Below are 17,807 nucleotides of genomic sequence, written 5' to 3' on the forward strand. Positions count from 1 at the left end.
GTAGCACCATGCAGCCCGAACACGAATTTGAAGCCGTTTTAGAAGCCGGCGAAGGCGATGGGGGCGTTTTTGTAGTGCTTCCCTTCAGCGTGCCCGAGGTGTATGGCACCCGCGGCCGCGTGCCCGTCCAGGCCACCTTCGACGGCTACCCCTACCAAGGCAGCGTTACGCCTCTCGGCGACGGCCACCACGCCCTGCACCTGCTAAAGCAAATCCGCCGCGCCATCGACAAAACCATTGGTGACACGGTACGCGTTACCCTCACCCGCGACGTGGCCGAGCGCAAGATGGAAGCCCCCGCCGACCTGGCCGCACAGCTCGCCACCAACCCCAAGGCCGCCGCCTACTTCGCCAAGCTGGCCTACACCCACCAGCGCGAGTACGTGCGCTGGCTCGAAGGTGCCAAAAAGCCCGAAACCCGCACCCGCCGCCTCGGCGAGATTGTGGACATGCTGGCCCAGGGCCGCAAACGCGGCTAAAAAAGCAATATGCGCCAAAACGGTCATGCTGAGCGTAGTCGAAGCATCTCGCTCGCTTCGCTGCATCGATTGAGTTAGTACCCCATGCGAGATGCTTCGACACGTTCAGCATGACGATAAACGAAACATTGAGGCTATTTTGATAATTGGCCATTCCGTTCCAATCCCGCTCTCTTTTCCATGAAAAAGAATCTATTGTTTCTGTTGCTGCTCACTGCGGCCTTGTTGCCGGTAGACGCCGCGGCGCAGTCGGCGCTCATTCAGCGCGTGAACCCCACCAACTGGTGGGTGGGCATGAAACGGCCCAACGTGCAGGTGCTCGTGTACGGACCCGGCGCGGGCACGCTGGCCTACACCATCACCTACCCGGGAGTGAAGCTGGTGAAAACCAGCACGGTTGAGAACCCCAACTACGCCTTCCTCGACCTCACCATTGCCCCCACCGCCAAGCCCGGTAAGGTGCAGATTGTGGGCAAGAAAGGCGGCCAGACCCTGACCCAGGCCTGGGAGCTGAAGGCGCGTGACAATGGCCCCAAAGGCCAGGGCGTGACGCAGGCCGACTTCATTTATCTGGCCATGCCCGACCGCTTTGCCAACGGCGACCCGAGCAACGATAAGTTCGCCGACATGCTCGACCCCAACCACGACCGGGCCAACCCATTCTTCCGCCACGGCGGCGACCTGGCCGGCGCGGCCCAGCGCATCAACTACCTCAAAGACCTCGGCATCACGGCCGTATGGTTTACGCCCGTTGTTGAAAATAACCAGCCGCTGACCGACGAGAACAACACCATGCGGGCCTCCTACCACGGCTACGGCTTCACCGACCACTACACCGTGGACCGGCGCCTGGGCGGCAACGCCGCCTACAAGGCCTACGTGCAGCAAGCCCACGCCGCCGGCCTGAAAGTGGTGCAGGACGCCGTGTACAACCACGTGGGCAACACCCACTGGTTCATCAAGGACCTGCCCATGAAAAGCTGGCTTAACCAGTGGCCCACCTACACCAACACCTCCTACCGGCAGCAGCCCATCACCGACCCGCACGCTTCGCAGATTGACCGCAAAGTCACGCTCGACGGCTGGTTCGTGCCCTTCCTGCCCGACCTGAACCAGCGCAACCCCTACGTGGCCAACTTCCTGATTCAGCACGCCATCTGGTCGGTCGAAACCTTCGGCGTCGATGCCTGGCGCATCGACACCTACATGTATAACGACCAGCCGTTTATGAACCGCTGCAACGCGGCGCTGCTCACCGAATACCCGCGCATTCACATCTTCGGCGAGTCGTCGGTGACCAACGTGGTCGACCAGGCTTACTACGTCAAGAACAACATCAACTTCGCCTTTAAGTCGAACCAGCCCGGCGGCCTCGACTTCGTGCTGGAAGGCGCCATGGTCGACGGTCTGAAGCACGACGGCAGCGCCCAGCGCATGTACGAAGCCCTGGCTCAGGACGCAGTGTACCAGGACCCCACCAAGTTCGTCACCTTCCTCGACAACCACGACCACAACCGCTACCTCTCAGAGATTGGCGATGACCTGGGCAAGTACAAAATGGGCCTGACCTGGCTGCTCACCACCCGCGGCATCCCCAGCATGTACTACGGCACCGAAATCCTGATGAAGAATTTCAAGGACCCCACCGATGCCGAGGTGCGCAAGGATTTCCCCGGCGGCTGGCCCGGCGATAAGGAAGACAAGTTCACCCCTGCCGGCCGCACCGCCCGCGAAAACGAAGCCTTCGACTTTGTGCGCACGCTGGCTACCTACCGTCGTACCCACCCCGCCCTGCACTCCGGCCGCCTGATGCAGTACCTGCCGCAGGATGGCATCTACGTGTACTTCCGCTACGATGCCACCGGCACGGTGATGGTCGCCTCGAACACCACCGACAAAGCAGTAGCGCTGCCCACTGCCCGCTACTCCGAGCGCACCACCGGCTTCACCAAAGCCCGCAACGTGCTCACGGGTGAGAACGTAGCCAGCATCGCTACCCTGCAGCTGCCCGCCAAAACCGCCGTGGTGCTGGAGTTGCAGAAGTAGCTTCTGCCGCTAATCTCTTTTGCATTGCAGGAGTTTAGCGGAGGTTATGAACAAGGCCCGGTCCGGTTACTCCGGGCCGGGCCTTGTTCATTAAGTCACCCTGGGCTACAGATTTTCAAACCGCCTGCCTACCTTGCCGGCTCATGACCTTTGCCACCTTCCCCGCGCGGCTTTTCCAGCCCTTCCCCGCGGCCGGGTTTGCCCCGAACCCGGACCGGGGCGGGTGGCCGCATGCCCTGTGAACCCCACTGCCGAGCAACACATTCTGGCCGATGCCATCCTGCGTCATCGGCCCTATCCCCTCGCTACTGCCCTGCGGCGGGCCCTCTTTGCTTGGGGAGAGTCGGTGCCCGATGAGGAAGAAGAACTACTCTGGGACTACGCCGACAGCATCCTCATTGATATGGTGTGGCAAGGCTACCGCTACGTGAGCCGCGACGAAGTGCCGCTGCTGTGCATTGGTCCCCTGGAAGTGTTTGCCGACGAAGCCACCGGTACCCTCCTCACCCGCTGCGCCGTTTGGTACGGCGCCGACGCCTGGCAGGAATGGACACGGCAGGGAGGCCGCTAGCCGGGGCGTCGGCCAGAGCAACAACACTACTTTTTTATCGACAATGCAAGCCGGCGCGCCCCAGACCGTGCGGTTGGTTTCTCTCCTTTCGCCGGCGCTCATTTTGTAAGCCCCAGGAATCGGATACGCATCCCGTGGATGCACCACAATGGGTTCCTTTTATTCATTAGCGCGTGCTCGCCCATACTACTGGGGACAATCTACGGCACATTTATTGTGAAAGGGTCGAGCCGAACGTAAAAAACACCAAATTTAATTGCTATCTTTCTATATGATGGTTAAAGCACTCACCTCCCTCGAAGCCTACCTTGGTCCTGAGTACCAAGGTATTTTGATACGGTCGGAAGAGCCGTGGAAGATTGCCGTGGTCCGCGGACACCATCCGGTGACTTCCATCCCCTTGAACCGGCAAGAGCGTCAACAGCTCTGCCAGACCCTTCAGGGGCCAGAATTACGGCGCTCGCTGGTTTATTTTCGCCTGGCCCTGCGGCAGGCAAACCTTGCGGCGAACACTGCGGCCGTAGATTAACTCAGGCTGAGTAGCGTAAGCCTTCGCAACCGGGTTTCTTCGCACCTTACTCTCCGAAGACCTGCGCCCTAGCACGGGCGCCTGAGGCCCAACCACGCCGCCAACCACAAAGCCTAACGAAAACTGGCCTGCCGGGCATTCGTCACTCAACACCTCCGAGAGGCAAAGCAACATTTCGTTATCGTTTGATTAATAGAATGCTGGCTCGATAAATAAATTCATCCAAATCAACGGTGAGGTCAGCCAGCAGCACTCACCAATTCAGCACCTAATAGCCGACCACTGGGGCTCAAGTAGCGCAAGCCTAGATTTACAGTACCAGCAAGGCTTGGTAGTAAAGAACTAACACGGCCCAGAACGCAGCATTTCTAGGCCAGGCATACTCGAAATACTTCCGATTGCCCAAGCGCACCGGCATTCCCCTCACACCACTGCATCGACCGGGTATAAACTTCACCCTCTGACCAGGAGACGGTGGCAGCTGCCGTTGGACAGCGGGGCACCGCGCGCACAAACGCCAACGCCAGCCGCCGGGTGGCAGAGCTAGCGTTGGCGTCACAATCAGCAATTTGCCCGGCGCTACTATGGGGAGTCACGCGAGGGACGGCAGGTGCTATAAAGCGTTATTTTTTCAGCAAAGCAGCGTGCTCAGCCTGCATTTTCTGGTGGTCTTCGACGAGCTGGCGGTGTTCCCGCTGCATTTCCTGGTCTTCGGTTTTCATGCGGGCGTGGTCGGCTGAGGCCGATGCGTTTCCGGCCGCGTCAGCCGCGTGTTTCTGCTCGAGCTCGGCGTGGCGCTGCAGAATGTCGTTGTGCTTCTGCACCACTTCCCGGTGCTGGGCAATGAGGGCGGTGTGGCGCGTTTCGAGGTCCCGGAAAGCTGGCGTGTTGTCAATTTTGGAGTTTTTGGCGGCGGCCAGGTCGGCGGCGTGGTCGTTTTCCATCACCTCGTCGGCGTCCTGCATGGTGCGGTGGTCGGCTTCCATCTGCTGGTGGTCGGCCAGGAGCTGCTCGTGCGTGAGCGAGCCGGCGGCCGCGCCTTCGGTGGCCGTGCCGGTTTCAGTGGTTTTGTCGGTGGCCGACTGGCAGGCCGTGAACGCCAGCGTGAGGCCGAGCAAAGCGGCGGGCAAGGGAGCGAGGAATGGAATGTTCTTTTTCATAAGTTCAGAGTGAGATGGTTGAAAGTTAAGGAAGCTGCTTTGTGATGACACGTGTCGGGTAGCGGTGGGCAACAGCCGGCTGGCGGTTAGTGGCGCGGCCACGGGTCGGCGAAGAGGGCGCCGCGGCGCCAGCGGCCAATTTCCAGCGGGGTGCAAAGGCAGGCCTGGAGGTCGGCGCGCAGCCGGGCTTCGTCCAGGTTCTGCCCCACGAAGCGCAGCGTGTTCACCCGGTCCTGAAACTGTGGGTGCCAGCGCGCCAGCAGCCCCAGCTCGTCGCGCCGGAAGCCGGGGTCCTGGTCACAGTCGGGCACGGCGGCCCACCAGGTGCCCACCGGCTCGACGCGGCGCGAGGGCCCGGCCTGGTTCCAGCCCATGACCTCTTCGGGCCGCGAGGCCAACCAGAACAGGCCCTGGGAACGCAGCAGCCCCGCCGGCCAACCGTGGCGCACCAACTCCCACAGTCGCTCCGGGTGAAAGGGCCGCTCGTCGCGGAAGTGACAGGTGCTGATGCCGTGGGCCGGCGTCGGCGGGTCCAGGTCGAATAACTCGCCGGTCGCCATCGCCCCCAGCCCGGTGTGCAGCAGCTCGGCCGGGTCTACTTCTCCAAACCGGGCTTCTACCAGGCGGGCGGCGGGGTTGAGGTGGTGCAGCAGCGTGCGCAGCTGGGCCAGCTCCGCAGGTGTGGCCTGGTCGGTTTTGTTGAGGATGAGCACGTGGGCCTGCTCTACCTGCTCGGCCAGCACCTCGGCGCGGGTGCCCAGGGCCTGGTCGGCATCGTCGGGGTGGGCGGGCAGGTCGGCGGGCGCGAGGAAATCCGACAGAAACCGGCCGGCGTCCACTACCGTCGCCAGGGTATCGAGGCGGGTGCGACGGGGCAAGTCGAGGCCGTAGGCCGGATTGCCCAGGCAGAATGTGTGGCGCACGGGCCGGAGCGCGGCCAGGCCGGGGTTCTCCACCAGCAAGTACCCGAACTGCGGGTCGCGGGCCAGCCGGCCGGCTTCGAGCAGTAGGTCGGCCCGCAGCTCGTGGGTGCCGGCTTCGGTGGCCAGTCGAATCACTTTTTCGGTGGTGTGCGAGAGCGAAGCCACGGCCACTGCGGCGGCAACCGGTTCGGAGTCGCTGCTGATAACGGCCAGTTGCAACTCGGCCCGCTGACGCAGCAAGTGGTTGAGCACGGACGTTTTGCCCGCGCCGGTGAATCCGCCGAGCACCGTGACGGGCAGGCGGTCGGGTGCGGCCAGACTAGCGGTCTGCGTTGCGCTGTGTTCACTTGAATGAAGGGACATAGGCAAGAGGTAATTCGTCAGGGAACTGCTGAAAATCAACTGTTGTCCATCTGATTAGCAATGATTTTTAATTCACATGAGGCATCTCCTCAGGCCAGCTCCGGCAGGGTGCGCCCCAGAATCAGGTTGCGGCTAAGTACGCCGCCCAGGCGGTTGCCCACGCCAATGGCGTTGGCCAGCTGGTGCATCATGGTGCAGTTGTCGCCCAGCGCGTACACCCCGGGCACGGTGGTCTGGTTGTGCTCGTCCACGCGCAGCAGGCTCACCTCGTCCAGCTCGCAGCCCAGCTGCGCGGGCAGGTCAGAGCTTTGGTGCCAGGCTACTTTGCCGTAGAGCACCCGCAGCGGTAGGGCCCGGCCATCGACCAAGCCCAGGCCTTCGAGCTGCGCGCCGGTGTGCAGCAAGGTGGCTACCGGGGTTTCTTCCAGGCCCACGCCGTGTTGGGAGAGCAGGGTGCGCACATCGTCGCTAAACGTGGCCGGGCCGTTGGTGAACACCGTGAGCTCCTGGGTCCAGTTCAGCAGCATGGCCACCATGTGGCCCACCATTTCACCGTTCATCCACAGGCCGGTGGGCTGGTCGGCCACTTCGTAGCCGTGGCAGAAAGGGCAGTGAATGATGGAAGTACCCCAGCACTCGGCGAAGCCCGGAAGGGGCGGCAGCTCGTCGCGCAGGCCGGTAGCCAGCAGCAGCGTGGGCGCCGCAAAAGCGCCGTGGGCAGCGGTGCTCACTCGGAAGGTGCCGTCCGGGAGTTTTTCGGCGCTGGTGGCCCGGGCCTGGAGCAGCTGCACCGTGGGGTAGGCGGCTACCTGCTGCCGGGCGCGGGCGGCCAGCGCGGCGGGGGTGTCGCCGTCGTGAAGCAACAGGTTGTGGGCGTGGGGAGTGGTGCGGTTGCGCGGCTCGCCGGCATCGAGCACCAGCACCCGGCAGCGGGCCCGGCCCATGGCCATGGCCGCGCTCAGCCCGGCGTAGGAGCCGCCCACGATGATAAAATCAAAATCCAAAGACGAAGACATAGAGCGTATAGATTAGAACTGCCTGATGTAGGTGAGCTTGCTGTTGAGCTGCTGCTGGTTGCGCTCATCGAAGTTGATGCGCACGTCGGTGTCGGGGCAGGCGGCCTGGCCCTGGTTGGGTTCCACCTGTCGGAAATTGCGAATGACGGGCGCGGCTTGCCACGCAGCCTCACCAAGGCGGCCATCGACGTTCACTGGCCCCGGGGCATGCACGGCGCGCACCACGGGCGGCACAGTAGGCGACGAAAAAATGGTGACCTCCTGTACCTGAGCTGCTGAAGGCAACAGCCCGGCCGACAAAGCCGATACCCGAAACAATAGCAACTGGTGAAGGAATGACATGAGGCAGGAATTCAGATAGACAAGCGTTACAACTGGAGCCGCCACGCTCCAAGAATCAGCCGTGCGCTTCTCAGCTATTGGTAGCTGGCCTACTGCTTGCATCTGCCTTCAGTTGATATACAACTCAAAGGTAATCATGCTCAGCAAATATGCAACATTATTGCATTTATAGGAACCTGCTTCGTAATGCCCACCTCCTGTCTTGATAAGGCTGCGCAAATAATCCCTGTGCAACTCAACCTAATACCCAAACATCAGCGAACTTTTGGTTTCGGGATAAAGTAGCCAAGTTGCATAACAATACTTCACTACTGTAAACGAAACCGGCCTGCCCCCAGAAAGGAGCAGGCCGGTTTTTAACATCTGGCAAAATTTCGCTGCATTCTACAGCGCCGCGAGTCCGCCGGCTAAGCCCGCGCCAACACCAGCGCGACCCGGCTGGGCACGTAGAGGCTCAGCTGGTGCTCAAACGTTTCGTAAACAAACGCCTCGTCGGTGCGGTCGAACCCGCCAAACAACTGGTTGTCCGACGACAGCACCACGCGGTATTTGCCTTCTTCCGTCACCCAGAAGCGGTAGTCGGTAAGGCTCTTTTCGATGTGTAGGTTCACCACAAAGACCAGCCCGCCGCGCTCGTACACCAGCACTTTGTTTTCCTCGTCGTGCTTGAGCAGCGTAGCGGGGCCCGCAGCCAGCACGTGCTGCGCGCCGGCCATGTGCACCATGGCTTTGTCGAAGTTGCCCATCTGATGGAATTTCAGGTCGGGGTTGTCGCCCAGGCTCCACTGGCGGCGGGCGAAATGATAGCTCCACCCGTTGCCTTCGCGCGGGAAATCGACCCACTCGGGGTGGCCAAACTCGTTGCCGATAAAGGTGAGGTAGGCCTCTCCGCCCGCCGATAGGGTGAGCAGCCGGATAATCTTGTGCAGGGCCAGAGCGCGGGCGGCGGCGGGGTCTGGGTCGAGGGCCTGCATGTGGGCATAAATCCCCGCATCGAACAGCCAATGGGCCAGGGTTTTGTCACCCACCAGAGCCTGGTCGTGGCTTTCGGCGTAGGCCACGGTTTTCTCGCCGGCGCGGCGGTTGCTAAGGGTGTGCCAGAGGTCGCCGAGGGGCCAGAACTCGTCGGGCGTGTGCTTGAGGAGCTTAATCCAGAAATCGGGAATGCCCATGGCCAGGCGGTAGTCGAACCCCACGCCGCCCTCCGCAATGGGGCGGCACAGGCCCGGCATGCCGCTCATGTCCTCGGCAATCAGCAGGCAGTTTTCCTTGAAACCGTGGGCCAGCGTGGTGGCCAGCTGCAGGTAGAGAATGGCATCCTCGTCGGTGCCGGCGCCGAAGTAGTTGTCGTAGCCCATGAAGGCTACGCCCTCGCCGTGGTGATGGTAGAGCATGCTGGTCACGCCATCGAAGCGGAAACCGTCGAAGTGGTATTCTTCGAGCCAGTAGCGCAGGTTGCTGAGCAAGAAGCGCTGCACTTCGGGCCGGCCGTAGTCAAAGAGCTTGCTGTCCCAGCCGGGGTGGTTGCCGCGGTCGCCGCGGTGAAAGTAGAGGTTGCCCGAGCCGTCGAAATTGGCTAGGCCCTCGGCCTCGTTTTTCACGGCGTGCGAGTGCACAATGTCGAGCAGCACCGCAATGCCCAGCCCATGGGCTGTGTTAATGAGGTACTTGAGGTCTTCGGGCGTGCCGAAGCGCGAGCTGGCTGCAAACAGGTTGGCCACGTGGTAGCCAAACGAGCCGTAGTACGGATGCTCCATAATGGCCATGAGCTGCACCGTATTGTAGCCGCCGGCCGCGATGCGGGGCAGGATGTTATCGGCAAATTCGCGGTAGGTGCCCACCCGGCCTTCCTCGGTGGCCATGCCCACGTGGGCTTCGTAGATGAGCGGCTCGGGCACCGCCGCTTTAAGGTCGAAACCTTGGTCGGTCCAGGCAAAGGGGGTTTCGGGCGCCCACAGTTGGGCCGCAAAATCCTTGGTTGCTTCGTCCTGCACGGCGCGGCGCAGGGCGGGCGGCAGCCGGTCTTTGCCCCCGGCAGCCGTCACCACGTGCACTTTGTAGCGGCTGCCGTGCGTGAGGCGGTCGCTATACTCGGCATCGGGCAAAAACACCTCCCACACCCCAAATTCCAGGCGCTTGAGCGGGTGGGCCTGACGGTCCCAGTTGTTGAAATCGCCGATGAGAAACAGCGCCTCGGCGCCGGGCGCCCACTCGCGGTAGGCGTAGCCCCCGCGGCTGGGGTCGTGGTTCAGGCCCAGCTGCTGGTGCAGGGTGGCGTACTGGGCCAGTGAGCCGTGATACTTTTCGATTTCGGCCAGCCTTGCCTGGAGCCGCGCCTGACGGCGGCGCAAAATCGGCTCGAACGGCGCCAGCCATTCGTCGTTTTCAACCAAGGCCAGGGGCGGTAGGTCCGGTTGCTTGGGAACGGTGGGCAGAAGCGGAGTTGAGTTGGCCATGATGCGGAAGGTTTAGGCCAAAAGTAACGTTTCAGGGTTACCGGCCTAGCATTGGATGCTACTTCGCAACAAATTCCCTGGCGTTGGCCGCTATTTGGGGCCGACGGTAGTTATCGTATCGAAGCTGGTGTTTATTTGCTTAATGAAGAATACCCGGTTTTGGACCTTTCCGTTGGCGCTGCTGCTGGCTTGCTCAGCCGAGCGCCCCGTCACCTCCACCTCGCGCGCCTTCGAGGGGTCTCTGGCCTCCCCCACTCCTGCGGCCGCCGCGCCGCGCCTGGCCAACTACGCCATGGTGGTATCGGCCCACCCGGAGGCCTCCAACATCGGAACCCTGGTGCTACAGCGCGGTGGCAATGCCTACGATGCGGCCGTGGCCGTGCAATTTGCCCTTGCCGTGGTGCTGCCAGTGGCCGGCAACATTGGCGGCGGTGGCTTCCTCCTCTACCGCGACCGCAACGGCTCGGCAGGCAGCCTCGATTTCCGCGAAACAGCCCCCGCCGCGGCCACCCGCGACATGTATCTCGACAAGCAGAGCAACGTGGTGGAGGGCCTGAGCACCGCCGGCGCGCTGGCCGTGGGCACGCCCGGCACCGTGGCCGGCATGGCCACCCTGCATAAGCAGCTGTGCAAGCTCTCGTGGCCCTCGCTGGTGCAGCCTGCTGTGGCACTGGCTGCCAAAGGCTTCCCCCTCACCCTGAAAGAAGCCGCCGGCCTCAACCGCACCCGGGCCGAATTCTTGAAACACAACCCCGGCAGCACACCAGCCTACCTGCGCCCCGGTGGCGGCGACTGGCAGGCCGGCGACACCCTGCGCCTGCCCGACCTGGCCCGCACCCTGGCCCGCGTGCGCGACCAGGGCCGCGCTGGCTTCTACCGCGGCGAAACTGCCCGCCTGCTCCTGGCCGAAATGAAGCGTACAGGCGGCCTCGTGGCCCAAAAAGACCTCGACAGCTACCAGGCCAAATGGCGCGAGCCCCTGCGTGGCCGCTACCGCGACTACGACGTCATCACGATGCCGCCGCCCAGCAGCGGCGGCGTGGCCCTGCTGCAGATGCTGCAAATGCTGGAGCCCATCGACCTGGCCCAGGCCGGCTACCACACGCCGCTGGCCGTGCACTACGTCACCGAAGCTGAGCGCCGGGTGTACGCCGACCGCGCCACCTACCTCGGCGACCCCGATTTTGGCTACGTGCCCGTGCAAAAGCTGCTCGACTTGGACTACAACCGCCAGCGGGCCGCCACCATGCGCTCGCGGGGCCGCGCCACGCCCAGCAGCGAAGTCACGGCGGGCGCGGGTTTTCCCGGCTACGAAAGCAGCGAAACCACCCACTACAGCATTGTCGATGCCCTCGGCAATGCCGTGAGCTGCACCACCACCCTCAACGGGGCCTACGGCAGCAAAGTAGTGGTGCCCGGCGCAGGCTTCCTGCTCAACAACGAGATGGACGACTTCAGCTCCAAAGCAGGCACGCCTAACGCCTACGGGCTGGTGGGCGGCACGGCCAACGCTATTGCGCCCGGCAAGCGCATGCTTAGCAGCATGACGCCCACCATTCTCACCCGCAACGGCAAGGTGGCCCTGGTAGTGGGCTCGCCGGGCGGCAGCACCATCATCACCAGCGTATTACAAACCATCTTGGCGGTGGTCGATTACGGCTTCAACGCTCAGCAGGCCGTAACGGCCCCGCGCCTGCACCACCAGTGGTTGCCCGACCAAATTGACGTAGAATCGGGCGCGCTACTGCCTGCGGCTCAGGACACTCTGCGGGCCCGCGGCTACCGCCTCAACCCCCGCCTGCCCTGGGGCCGCCTCGACATCATTAGGGTGCGCCCCGACAACAAGTTAGAAGGCGGAGCCGACCCTCGCGGCGATGATATGGCCGTTGGGTATTAGTTGTTAGTTACTCGTTGTCAGTTGTTCGTTTTATACAGTAAGTTGTTTCGTGAGTCGTTGCCCGGTCCGACGCCCTAGGCGTCCGACCGGGCAGCGCCGGTTTCCAAAACACCTACTACAGAGCCTGACAACAAACAACCGACAACTGCCACCGTACTAATTCGTGCGGCGGCGCTCGTCGTTGTTGCCGAAATCACGTTGCGCTGCCTTTAGCTGGCTGTTGCCGAAATCGTAGGTGAGCGACAAGCGAAAGAACCGGCTGCTGTTGTTTTCGCTGTACACCTGTTCGACGCCGTTGACGGTCGAGGTGTAGTCTTTCAAGTAGTTGGTGTTGAACACGTCGTTCAGGAGCATTGACACTTGCACTCGGTCGTGGAATAAGCCCTGTTTGGCCGATAGGTTCAGGCCTGATAGGTAGCCCACGCTGTACAGGCCCTTGGTGAAGGGCGAGCTGTAGGAGTAATCTACTTGCAGCTTGGTCGATTTGCGTAGGGTGAAGGTGTTGCTGGTTGAGGCGTGCAGTTGCAGGCTGTTGCGGGGCGTGGCCTGAATGTCCGTGACAAAGCGAGTTTTGGAACCCAGCACGTATAGCTGCGTTTGGGTCTGCCACCAGCGCGCGGGGGTGGCGGTGTAGCTTTCCCCCAGGCCGTAGGCATACTCGTTGAAGTAGTTTTTCCGGCTGATAACCAACGTATTCGTGGCCGGAAACGACGTGAATACGGGCCCAAACCCGGCGGCGGTCCGGCTCGCAAAGGCATTTGTCCGAAACGCTTGGTAGGCGTACGTCAGCTCCAGATTGTCGGTGAAGGAAGGCTGCAAAAACGGGTTGCCTTCCGAATAGCTGGTGCTGTTGAGGTAGGAACGGAACGGGTTTAGAATGCCAAACCCGGGCCGGGCCACCCGACGACCATAATTGGCCTGCACGCTGTGGTTTGCATCGTGCTTGTACTGCGCGTAAGCAGTCGGAAACAGCTTTAGATACTCGTTGCTATTCAACTGGTTTAGGGTAGCTGAATACCCGCGGGTTTGGGTCCGTTCCAGCCGTACGCCGAGCTCTGCGCTTAGCTTCTCGGTAGTGTTTCGCACCCCGCTCACGTAGAGCGCCTGCGTGTTTTCACGGTACTCGAACGCGTTCGAGCGGCTAGGGTCTGGCACCGGGTTTTCCACCCGCGTGTTGTAGTACTCGATGCTGCTTTTGCTGTCAATCGAGCTGAATTTTGCTCCGTACGACAAGCTGAGCCACTTCAAGGGGTGTTCTACGTCGGCTTTCGCGCTGAAATTATTGACCCGCTGGTGCGAGATGTTGCGAGCGGCCAGGTTGGTATTCAGGTAGTTGCCTAGAGGCAAAAAGGTTTCTGCCCCGAAATCGTTGTCGATTTTCGAGTTGTAAGCGAAGTAGTCTGCATCAAATGAGACCTTGCGCTGCAGGGTGTCCAGCACCGACACTAAGTGCGCGTTGTAGGCGTGGGTATTTGTGCTGACCTGCCGGATTCCGCTGTTAACCAACAGTGAGTCAAGCACTTTTCTTGGACTAAAAATACTGATTACGGTATAGTCCCGGCTGGTCGGGGCCGCGTAGCTGCCGGCGTACTGCACGCCCACGGAGGTGCGCGGCGTGAGGTCGTAGTCGGCGGCCACCTGGCCTGACGCGTTGTCTTCGTGCTGTTTGCCGGCGTAGCGCAGCTCCCATGTCCCCTGCGGGTACCGGGTATCCAGCGTTTGCTGCACGTTGGTGTTGCCCCGCTTGCCCCCGGCGCTCAGGGCGAGGCGGAGCTTGTTCTTGTTGTATAATAAATTGTCTCTTAGCGCGTAAGCACCATACTTGTTTTGCTCGTAGGCTAGCGTGGCGGTATTTTTCCAGGCGTTGGTCAGGCCTTTTTTCAGGTTAATGTTGATGATGCCGTCGCCGCTGGCTTCGTATTTTGCCGGGGGGTTGGTCATCACTTCCACGTTCTTGATGCTGCTCGCGGGGATGGATTTTAAGTAGGCCACCAGCTCTTCGCCCGATAATTCCAGCAAGCGCCCGTCGACCATCACGCGCGCCGCGCCCTTGCCCAGCAGGCCGATGGCGTTGTTGCGCACCAGCACCCCAGGCGCGGCCCCGATGGCGCCCACGGCATCGCCACCCGTAGCCGACACACTGTTTTCGACTTTGAAGACCACGCGGTCGGGTTGGTATTCAACCAGTTGCTTCTGCCCAAGCACCGTCACTTCCTGCAGGCCAGTGGCACTGGCCCGCAACACAATGGTGCCGAGCGAAGTGGCCTGCTCCAATTGGAGGTCCTGCTCCCAATCGGCAAAGCCCAAAAAGCTGATTTTAAGTTTATAAGCACCGTTGCCGGCGCTGAGCGCAAAGTTTCCGTCTTCTTTGGTCGTGGTGGCCGCTACCAGCTTGCCCTCGGGGCTGAACAGCACAACGTTGGCCCAGGCGATGGGCGCGGTGGCATCCATTACCTGGCCGCTCACCGTGCTCTGGGCAGCCGCCCAAAGGGGCAGCAGCCAGCTCACCAGCAGCAAGGCGGAACGGCGGCCTTTGCTGGCTCCTAAAAAGCCCGGCAACGCGGCCACGAGGCGGCGTAAAAAGGCGTTGTGAGTACTTGGCCCGAGGGAGATTGCAAGGAGGTTGGCCATGGCAGCAAGCAGCTGGGTTTCCTTGGCATCGGCGCCAAGTGCAGCAAAGGTGTTGGCCCGCCTCAAGCCCTGCGACTGACTAAAAAAGTCGAACCCTTTTTCCGGAGAAAAATGAGTTCGACTTCCTGCAATCGACGTACGACTTTTTACAACTATCTTCTTATCAGTAATTTATAATAATCAATTCACCGTACTACACCAAAGCTGCGCAGCGGCCCGCAACGGTAGCCCATGAACTAAATCTGGCCTTTGCGGCGGCTCGCTGGCGTGGAGTCAGGCGCTGCGGTACTGGGTTGGGGTGAGGCCGGTATGTTTCTTAAACGAAGTATTGAACGAGGATTTAGAGTTGAAACCAACGGCGTAGAGAATCTCGAGCACGGTCAGGTTTTTTCGGGAATCGTCCTTTAACAGACGCTTGGCCTTTTGGATGCGGTACTCGTTCACAAAATCAAAAAAGTGCTGGCCCAAGTGGTGGTTAATCAGCAGCGACAGTTCCCGCACGGGCAGATTGAGGTGGTTGGCCAGGTCCTGTATGGTCAGCTCGGGGTCGAGGTAGGGCTCAGCTTGTGCCATGTGGGCTTGCAAGCGGCTGAGCTGCGCCTCAATTTTGGGGCTCGCTTGCGCTGGGGCTGCGGGGGCAGCGGGCGCTTTTTCGGCTTGGAGGTCTTCAACCGGCGCGATGGTAGAGTCGATGCTTCGGAAAAGCCCGGGGTTGTAGAGCGCTTTCAGTACGAACCAAGACAGAATGCACGTGGCATTGATGCCGACCAGCAGCTCGAAACCGTTGAATAAATGGCTGTATGGCGTGAAGCCGAGGGCATTTTTCAGCACAACGATGGCGTGCAACACGGTGAGAGTCACCGTTAGTTGAAACAGCCAGTCGTGGGTGATGATGGACGTATCGGCGTAGTTCTCCCGGTAGGCTCGCCGGTATTTTCTCAGGGTCAGAAAGACGGCCACGGTGTAGCTCACGAATTGCAAGTGCCCTAGCACCAGCATGAAAGTAGCTTCGGGCGTGGACCCGAAATGCGCCAGAAAACTGCTTTGAGCCGCCGCATCTGCCAGATAGAAGCGCGGCATCAGCACCAGGTTCACCAGCACAAACGGCGTAAGGTGCAGCAAGTGCCTGGCCCTGAGGCGAAAATCAGAATAGCAAAGCGCTAAGGCGTAGAGGTAGAAAACGGGGTTGATGATGGCCCCGGTGGTGGCTTTGAACACCAGCACCGTGGGATACCGGAGCAGGAACTGGTTGCTGAACCACGAGCTGATGTCAACGGCATTGAGCAGGATGAAGACGCCGAATAGCACGTTGGCCAGCCGGTTCCTGGTCCTGACCGTCAGCAAAAACACTGCGAGCAGGCACGAAACGAACACAGCCACAAGGCTGACCATCCTGATTAAGCTTCTATCATCCATGCTGGGAAGGGCCGGGTAGCGGACCGGCAAACTGGGCGCCGGTAACGAACATAACGGAGAAAGCCCCGGCGAGGAGACACTTGCGAGGCAAGTGCCACTCCGCGGGGGCTTTTAACGGGTAAGCGCAGTCGGCGGAGCGGCTAGCAAGTCGCGACCGCCGATACGGAATTAATGCTTGGGAGCTTCAACCGAGTAGCTGGTGGCGCCAGCAGCGTTGGCAATCAGGCGCAGGTTGCCGGCGGCGGCGGTCAGCTTCTGGCTGATTTCGCGGGCTTTGTCGCCTTCGCCGCGGAAGTTGTGGATGGACAGGGCCGATTGGGCGGTCAGCTCGCCCAGGTTTTGGAAGGCCACGGCCATGCCAGCGGCGTTGTTGTTATCGATGTGGCCACGCAGGGCTTCCAGCTCGTGCACAATGGGGCGCATGGCGGGCTCATTGGTACCGCGCAGGCTCTGAATCCAATTGTCAATCTGGTTGTAGCCCGCGGCGGGGTCCATTTGGAAACCGTTGCCGATGGCCGCGAAGATGCTCTGGATGCTGGATTCAATCTGGGGAATGAGGCTCATGGGAGGAATTGAGGAAGATGAAAAAATCGGCCCCAACACGCCGCTTCCCCACTTGGCAGGGGCGCTGAGCTAGGACTTGCGGCCACGAAGGTACGCAGCACAACAGGCAAAAAGCCAACTCCAGGGTGCAGTCGTTGGCGCAAGGCGCGGAGTAGTTGGGTGGAGATTAGAAATAGCAAAGGCGGCCAACCTTGAGGTCGGCCGCCTTTGCTGTGAGCTTCAAAAAAGCTCTTTGAGTGTGGCAAGCCCTACCCTACTACCGACGTGCTGGCGGCCAGCAGGGCTTCGCCCAAGCGGTTGAGCTTGCTGCTAAGCTCTTCGTCGACGTCGGTTTCGGTGGCGGCTTTGGTGGTGAGTTGGCCCAGCGTGCGGAGCGAATGGCTGATGTTGGCCACGTCGCCCTTGCTGATGTAGCCTTTTAGGCTGGTCATTTCCTCGAGCATGGCTCCCTGCGCGCCGGTCCCGGTGCCGTCAAGCAGTCGCATCCAGCTATCGAGCTGGCTGGCAGCGGGCAGAGCGGTTAGGTCGCCTTTTATGGCATCGATGGCAGCGTCGAGGGCGGGGCCTGAAGAGGCAGGATTGAATCTGGACATGGGAAAAATGGATGGTGGAAGGACCCTTTGATTTACTGCCGCCCCCCGGGAAAGGTTGGGAAAGCAGAGCCAAATGCCAGAATGTATTGCCCATATTTAGTTGGGCGTGGCGCACCATTCATGCTCCCCCAGCCATCATCCTCACCGGATTTTGTGGGCTCTACTTCAGCAAAAAAGGCTGCCGCTCCTATACCGGAGCGGCAGCCTTTTTTGCTGAAGTCGGTATGACTAGCCTTTCAGCTGGCCGGCGGCCGAGCTCAGGGCCTGGCCCAACTGGCGCAGCTTGTCCTGGGCATCGGGCGTGGCCGAGTCAGCGGCTTTGCTGGTGTGCTCGCCGAGGGTGCTTAGGCTTTGGGCCAGCGCGCCGGTGTCGGAAGCGCCGCTGCCCAGGGCATCGTGCAGGTTCTGCAGCTCCGAGCTGATTCCCGAAAATTGTGGGTTGCCTTGCAGGGTTTTAATCCAGCCCGCAATGTTGGGGCCGGCCGCGCCGGCCGCATTGGCCAAACCGCCTTGCAGGGCATTGAGGGTGGCGTCGAGCTGGCTGGTGCCTTGGCTGCTCTGCGATTGGGAATTGTCCATGGTAGTCAAGTTTAAAATTGTGGAAGTATGGGTTAGCAACCCGCTCCGGCTACACTTGTTAACTTACGGACGTACAATATTTTGGCTTTTTTATTTAACGAAAAATTAACCAAACTTTTCGGGTATGCAGGAGTTCTGCAGCGCGCAGCTTAGCTCAACCGCACAATGGCGGGAAACGCAAACGGCCCCGATGAAAACCGGAGCCGTTTGTATTTGAATCAGCTTCTTGGCTGACCGCTCGA

At 61.0% G+C, this 17,807-nt stretch carries 15 protein-coding genes; 5 read left to right on the plus strand and 10 right to left on the minus strand.

What is annotated here, in order from left to right; genetic code table 11:
- Positions 1-8 precede the first annotated feature (8 nt).
- The 4 genes from BMZ66_RS18950 (at position 9) to BMZ66_RS18965 (ending at position 3,625) form a co-directional block, all read left to right on the plus strand.
- A complete protein-coding gene (locus BMZ66_RS18950; RefSeq protein ID WP_092677253.1) occupies positions 9-479 on the plus strand; it encodes a YdeI/OmpD-associated family protein in 471 nt (156 codons plus the stop codon).
- A gap of 180 nt (positions 480-659) precedes the next feature.
- A complete protein-coding gene (locus tag BMZ66_RS18955) occupies positions 660-2,525 on the plus strand; it encodes an alpha-amylase family glycosyl hydrolase (RefSeq protein WP_092677255.1) in 1,866 nt (621 codons plus the stop codon).
- A 238-nt stretch (positions 2,526-2,763) separates the two neighbouring features.
- Entirely contained in the window at positions 2,764-3,096 is a 333-nt protein-coding gene (locus BMZ66_RS18960) for a hypothetical protein (protein WP_143080289.1), read from the plus strand.
- A gap of 271 nt (positions 3,097-3,367) precedes the next feature.
- Positions 3,368-3,625: a hypothetical protein gene (locus tag BMZ66_RS18965; RefSeq protein ID WP_092677259.1), complete on the plus strand. Its 258-nt coding sequence runs from the start codon at positions 3,368-3,370 to the stop codon at positions 3,623-3,625.
- A gap of 623 nt (positions 3,626-4,248) precedes the next feature.
- Here BMZ66_RS18965 and BMZ66_RS18970 read toward each other — a convergent pair.
- From BMZ66_RS18970 to BMZ66_RS18990, 5 genes are all read right to left on the minus strand, one after another.
- Entirely contained in the window at positions 4,249-4,785 is a 537-nt protein-coding gene (locus BMZ66_RS18970) for a hypothetical protein (protein WP_092677261.1), read from the minus strand.
- An 86-nt stretch (positions 4,786-4,871) separates the two neighbouring features.
- Positions 4,872-6,071, minus strand: a complete 1,200-nt coding sequence (locus BMZ66_RS18975; protein WP_143080290.1) for a GTP-binding protein — start codon at positions 6,069-6,071, stop codon at positions 4,872-4,874.
- 89 nt (positions 6,072-6,160) lie between these two features.
- Entirely contained in the window at positions 6,161-7,087 is a 927-nt protein-coding gene (locus BMZ66_RS18980) for an NAD(P)/FAD-dependent oxidoreductase (RefSeq protein ID WP_092677265.1), read from the minus strand.
- 12 nt (positions 7,088-7,099) lie between these two features.
- A complete protein-coding gene (locus BMZ66_RS18985) occupies positions 7,100-7,429 on the minus strand; it encodes a DOMON domain-containing protein (protein ID WP_143080291.1) in 330 nt (109 codons plus the stop codon).
- A 407-nt stretch (positions 7,430-7,836) separates the two neighbouring features.
- Positions 7,837-9,885, minus strand: coding sequence for an alpha amylase C-terminal domain-containing protein (locus BMZ66_RS18990; RefSeq protein ID WP_092677269.1), 2,049 nt, complete (start codon positions 9,883-9,885; stop codon positions 7,837-7,839).
- A 142-nt stretch (positions 9,886-10,027) separates the two neighbouring features.
- Between BMZ66_RS18990 and ggt the strand changes: the two genes are divergently transcribed.
- Positions 10,028-11,782, plus strand: a complete 1,755-nt coding sequence (gene ggt, locus BMZ66_RS18995) for a gamma-glutamyltransferase (RefSeq protein WP_177204810.1) — start codon at positions 10,028-10,030, stop codon at positions 11,780-11,782.
- 156 nt (positions 11,783-11,938) lie between these two features.
- Here ggt and BMZ66_RS19000 read toward each other — a convergent pair whose 3' ends face one another.
- The 5 genes from BMZ66_RS19000 to BMZ66_RS19020 form a co-directional block, all read right to left on the minus strand.
- Positions 11,939-14,413 (minus strand): outer membrane beta-barrel family protein, encoded by a 2,475-nt coding sequence (locus BMZ66_RS19000; RefSeq protein ID WP_092677784.1) that lies wholly within the window; start codon positions 14,411-14,413, stop codon positions 11,939-11,941.
- 273 nt (positions 14,414-14,686) lie between these two features.
- Positions 14,687-15,787: a helix-turn-helix domain-containing protein gene (locus BMZ66_RS19005; protein WP_214607032.1), complete on the minus strand. Its 1,101-nt coding sequence runs from the start codon at positions 15,785-15,787 to the stop codon at positions 14,687-14,689.
- 210 nt (positions 15,788-15,997) lie between these two features.
- A complete protein-coding gene (locus BMZ66_RS19010) occupies positions 15,998-16,393 on the minus strand; it encodes a hypothetical protein (protein WP_092677271.1) in 396 nt (131 codons plus the stop codon).
- Between the two features lie 248 nt (positions 16,394-16,641).
- Entirely contained in the window at positions 16,642-16,986 is a 345-nt protein-coding gene (locus BMZ66_RS19015; protein ID WP_092677273.1) for a hypothetical protein, read from the minus strand.
- A gap of 228 nt (positions 16,987-17,214) precedes the next feature.
- On the minus strand, positions 17,215-17,565 hold the full coding sequence (locus BMZ66_RS19020) for a hypothetical protein (RefSeq protein WP_092677276.1): 351 nt from the start codon (positions 17,563-17,565) through the stop codon (positions 17,215-17,217).
- Between the last annotated feature and the right edge of the window lie 242 nt (positions 17,566-17,807).

The organism is Hymenobacter arizonensis (assembly GCF_900115775.1).
Lineage (GTDB): Bacteria > Bacteroidota > Bacteroidia > Cytophagales > Hymenobacteraceae > Hymenobacter > Hymenobacter arizonensis.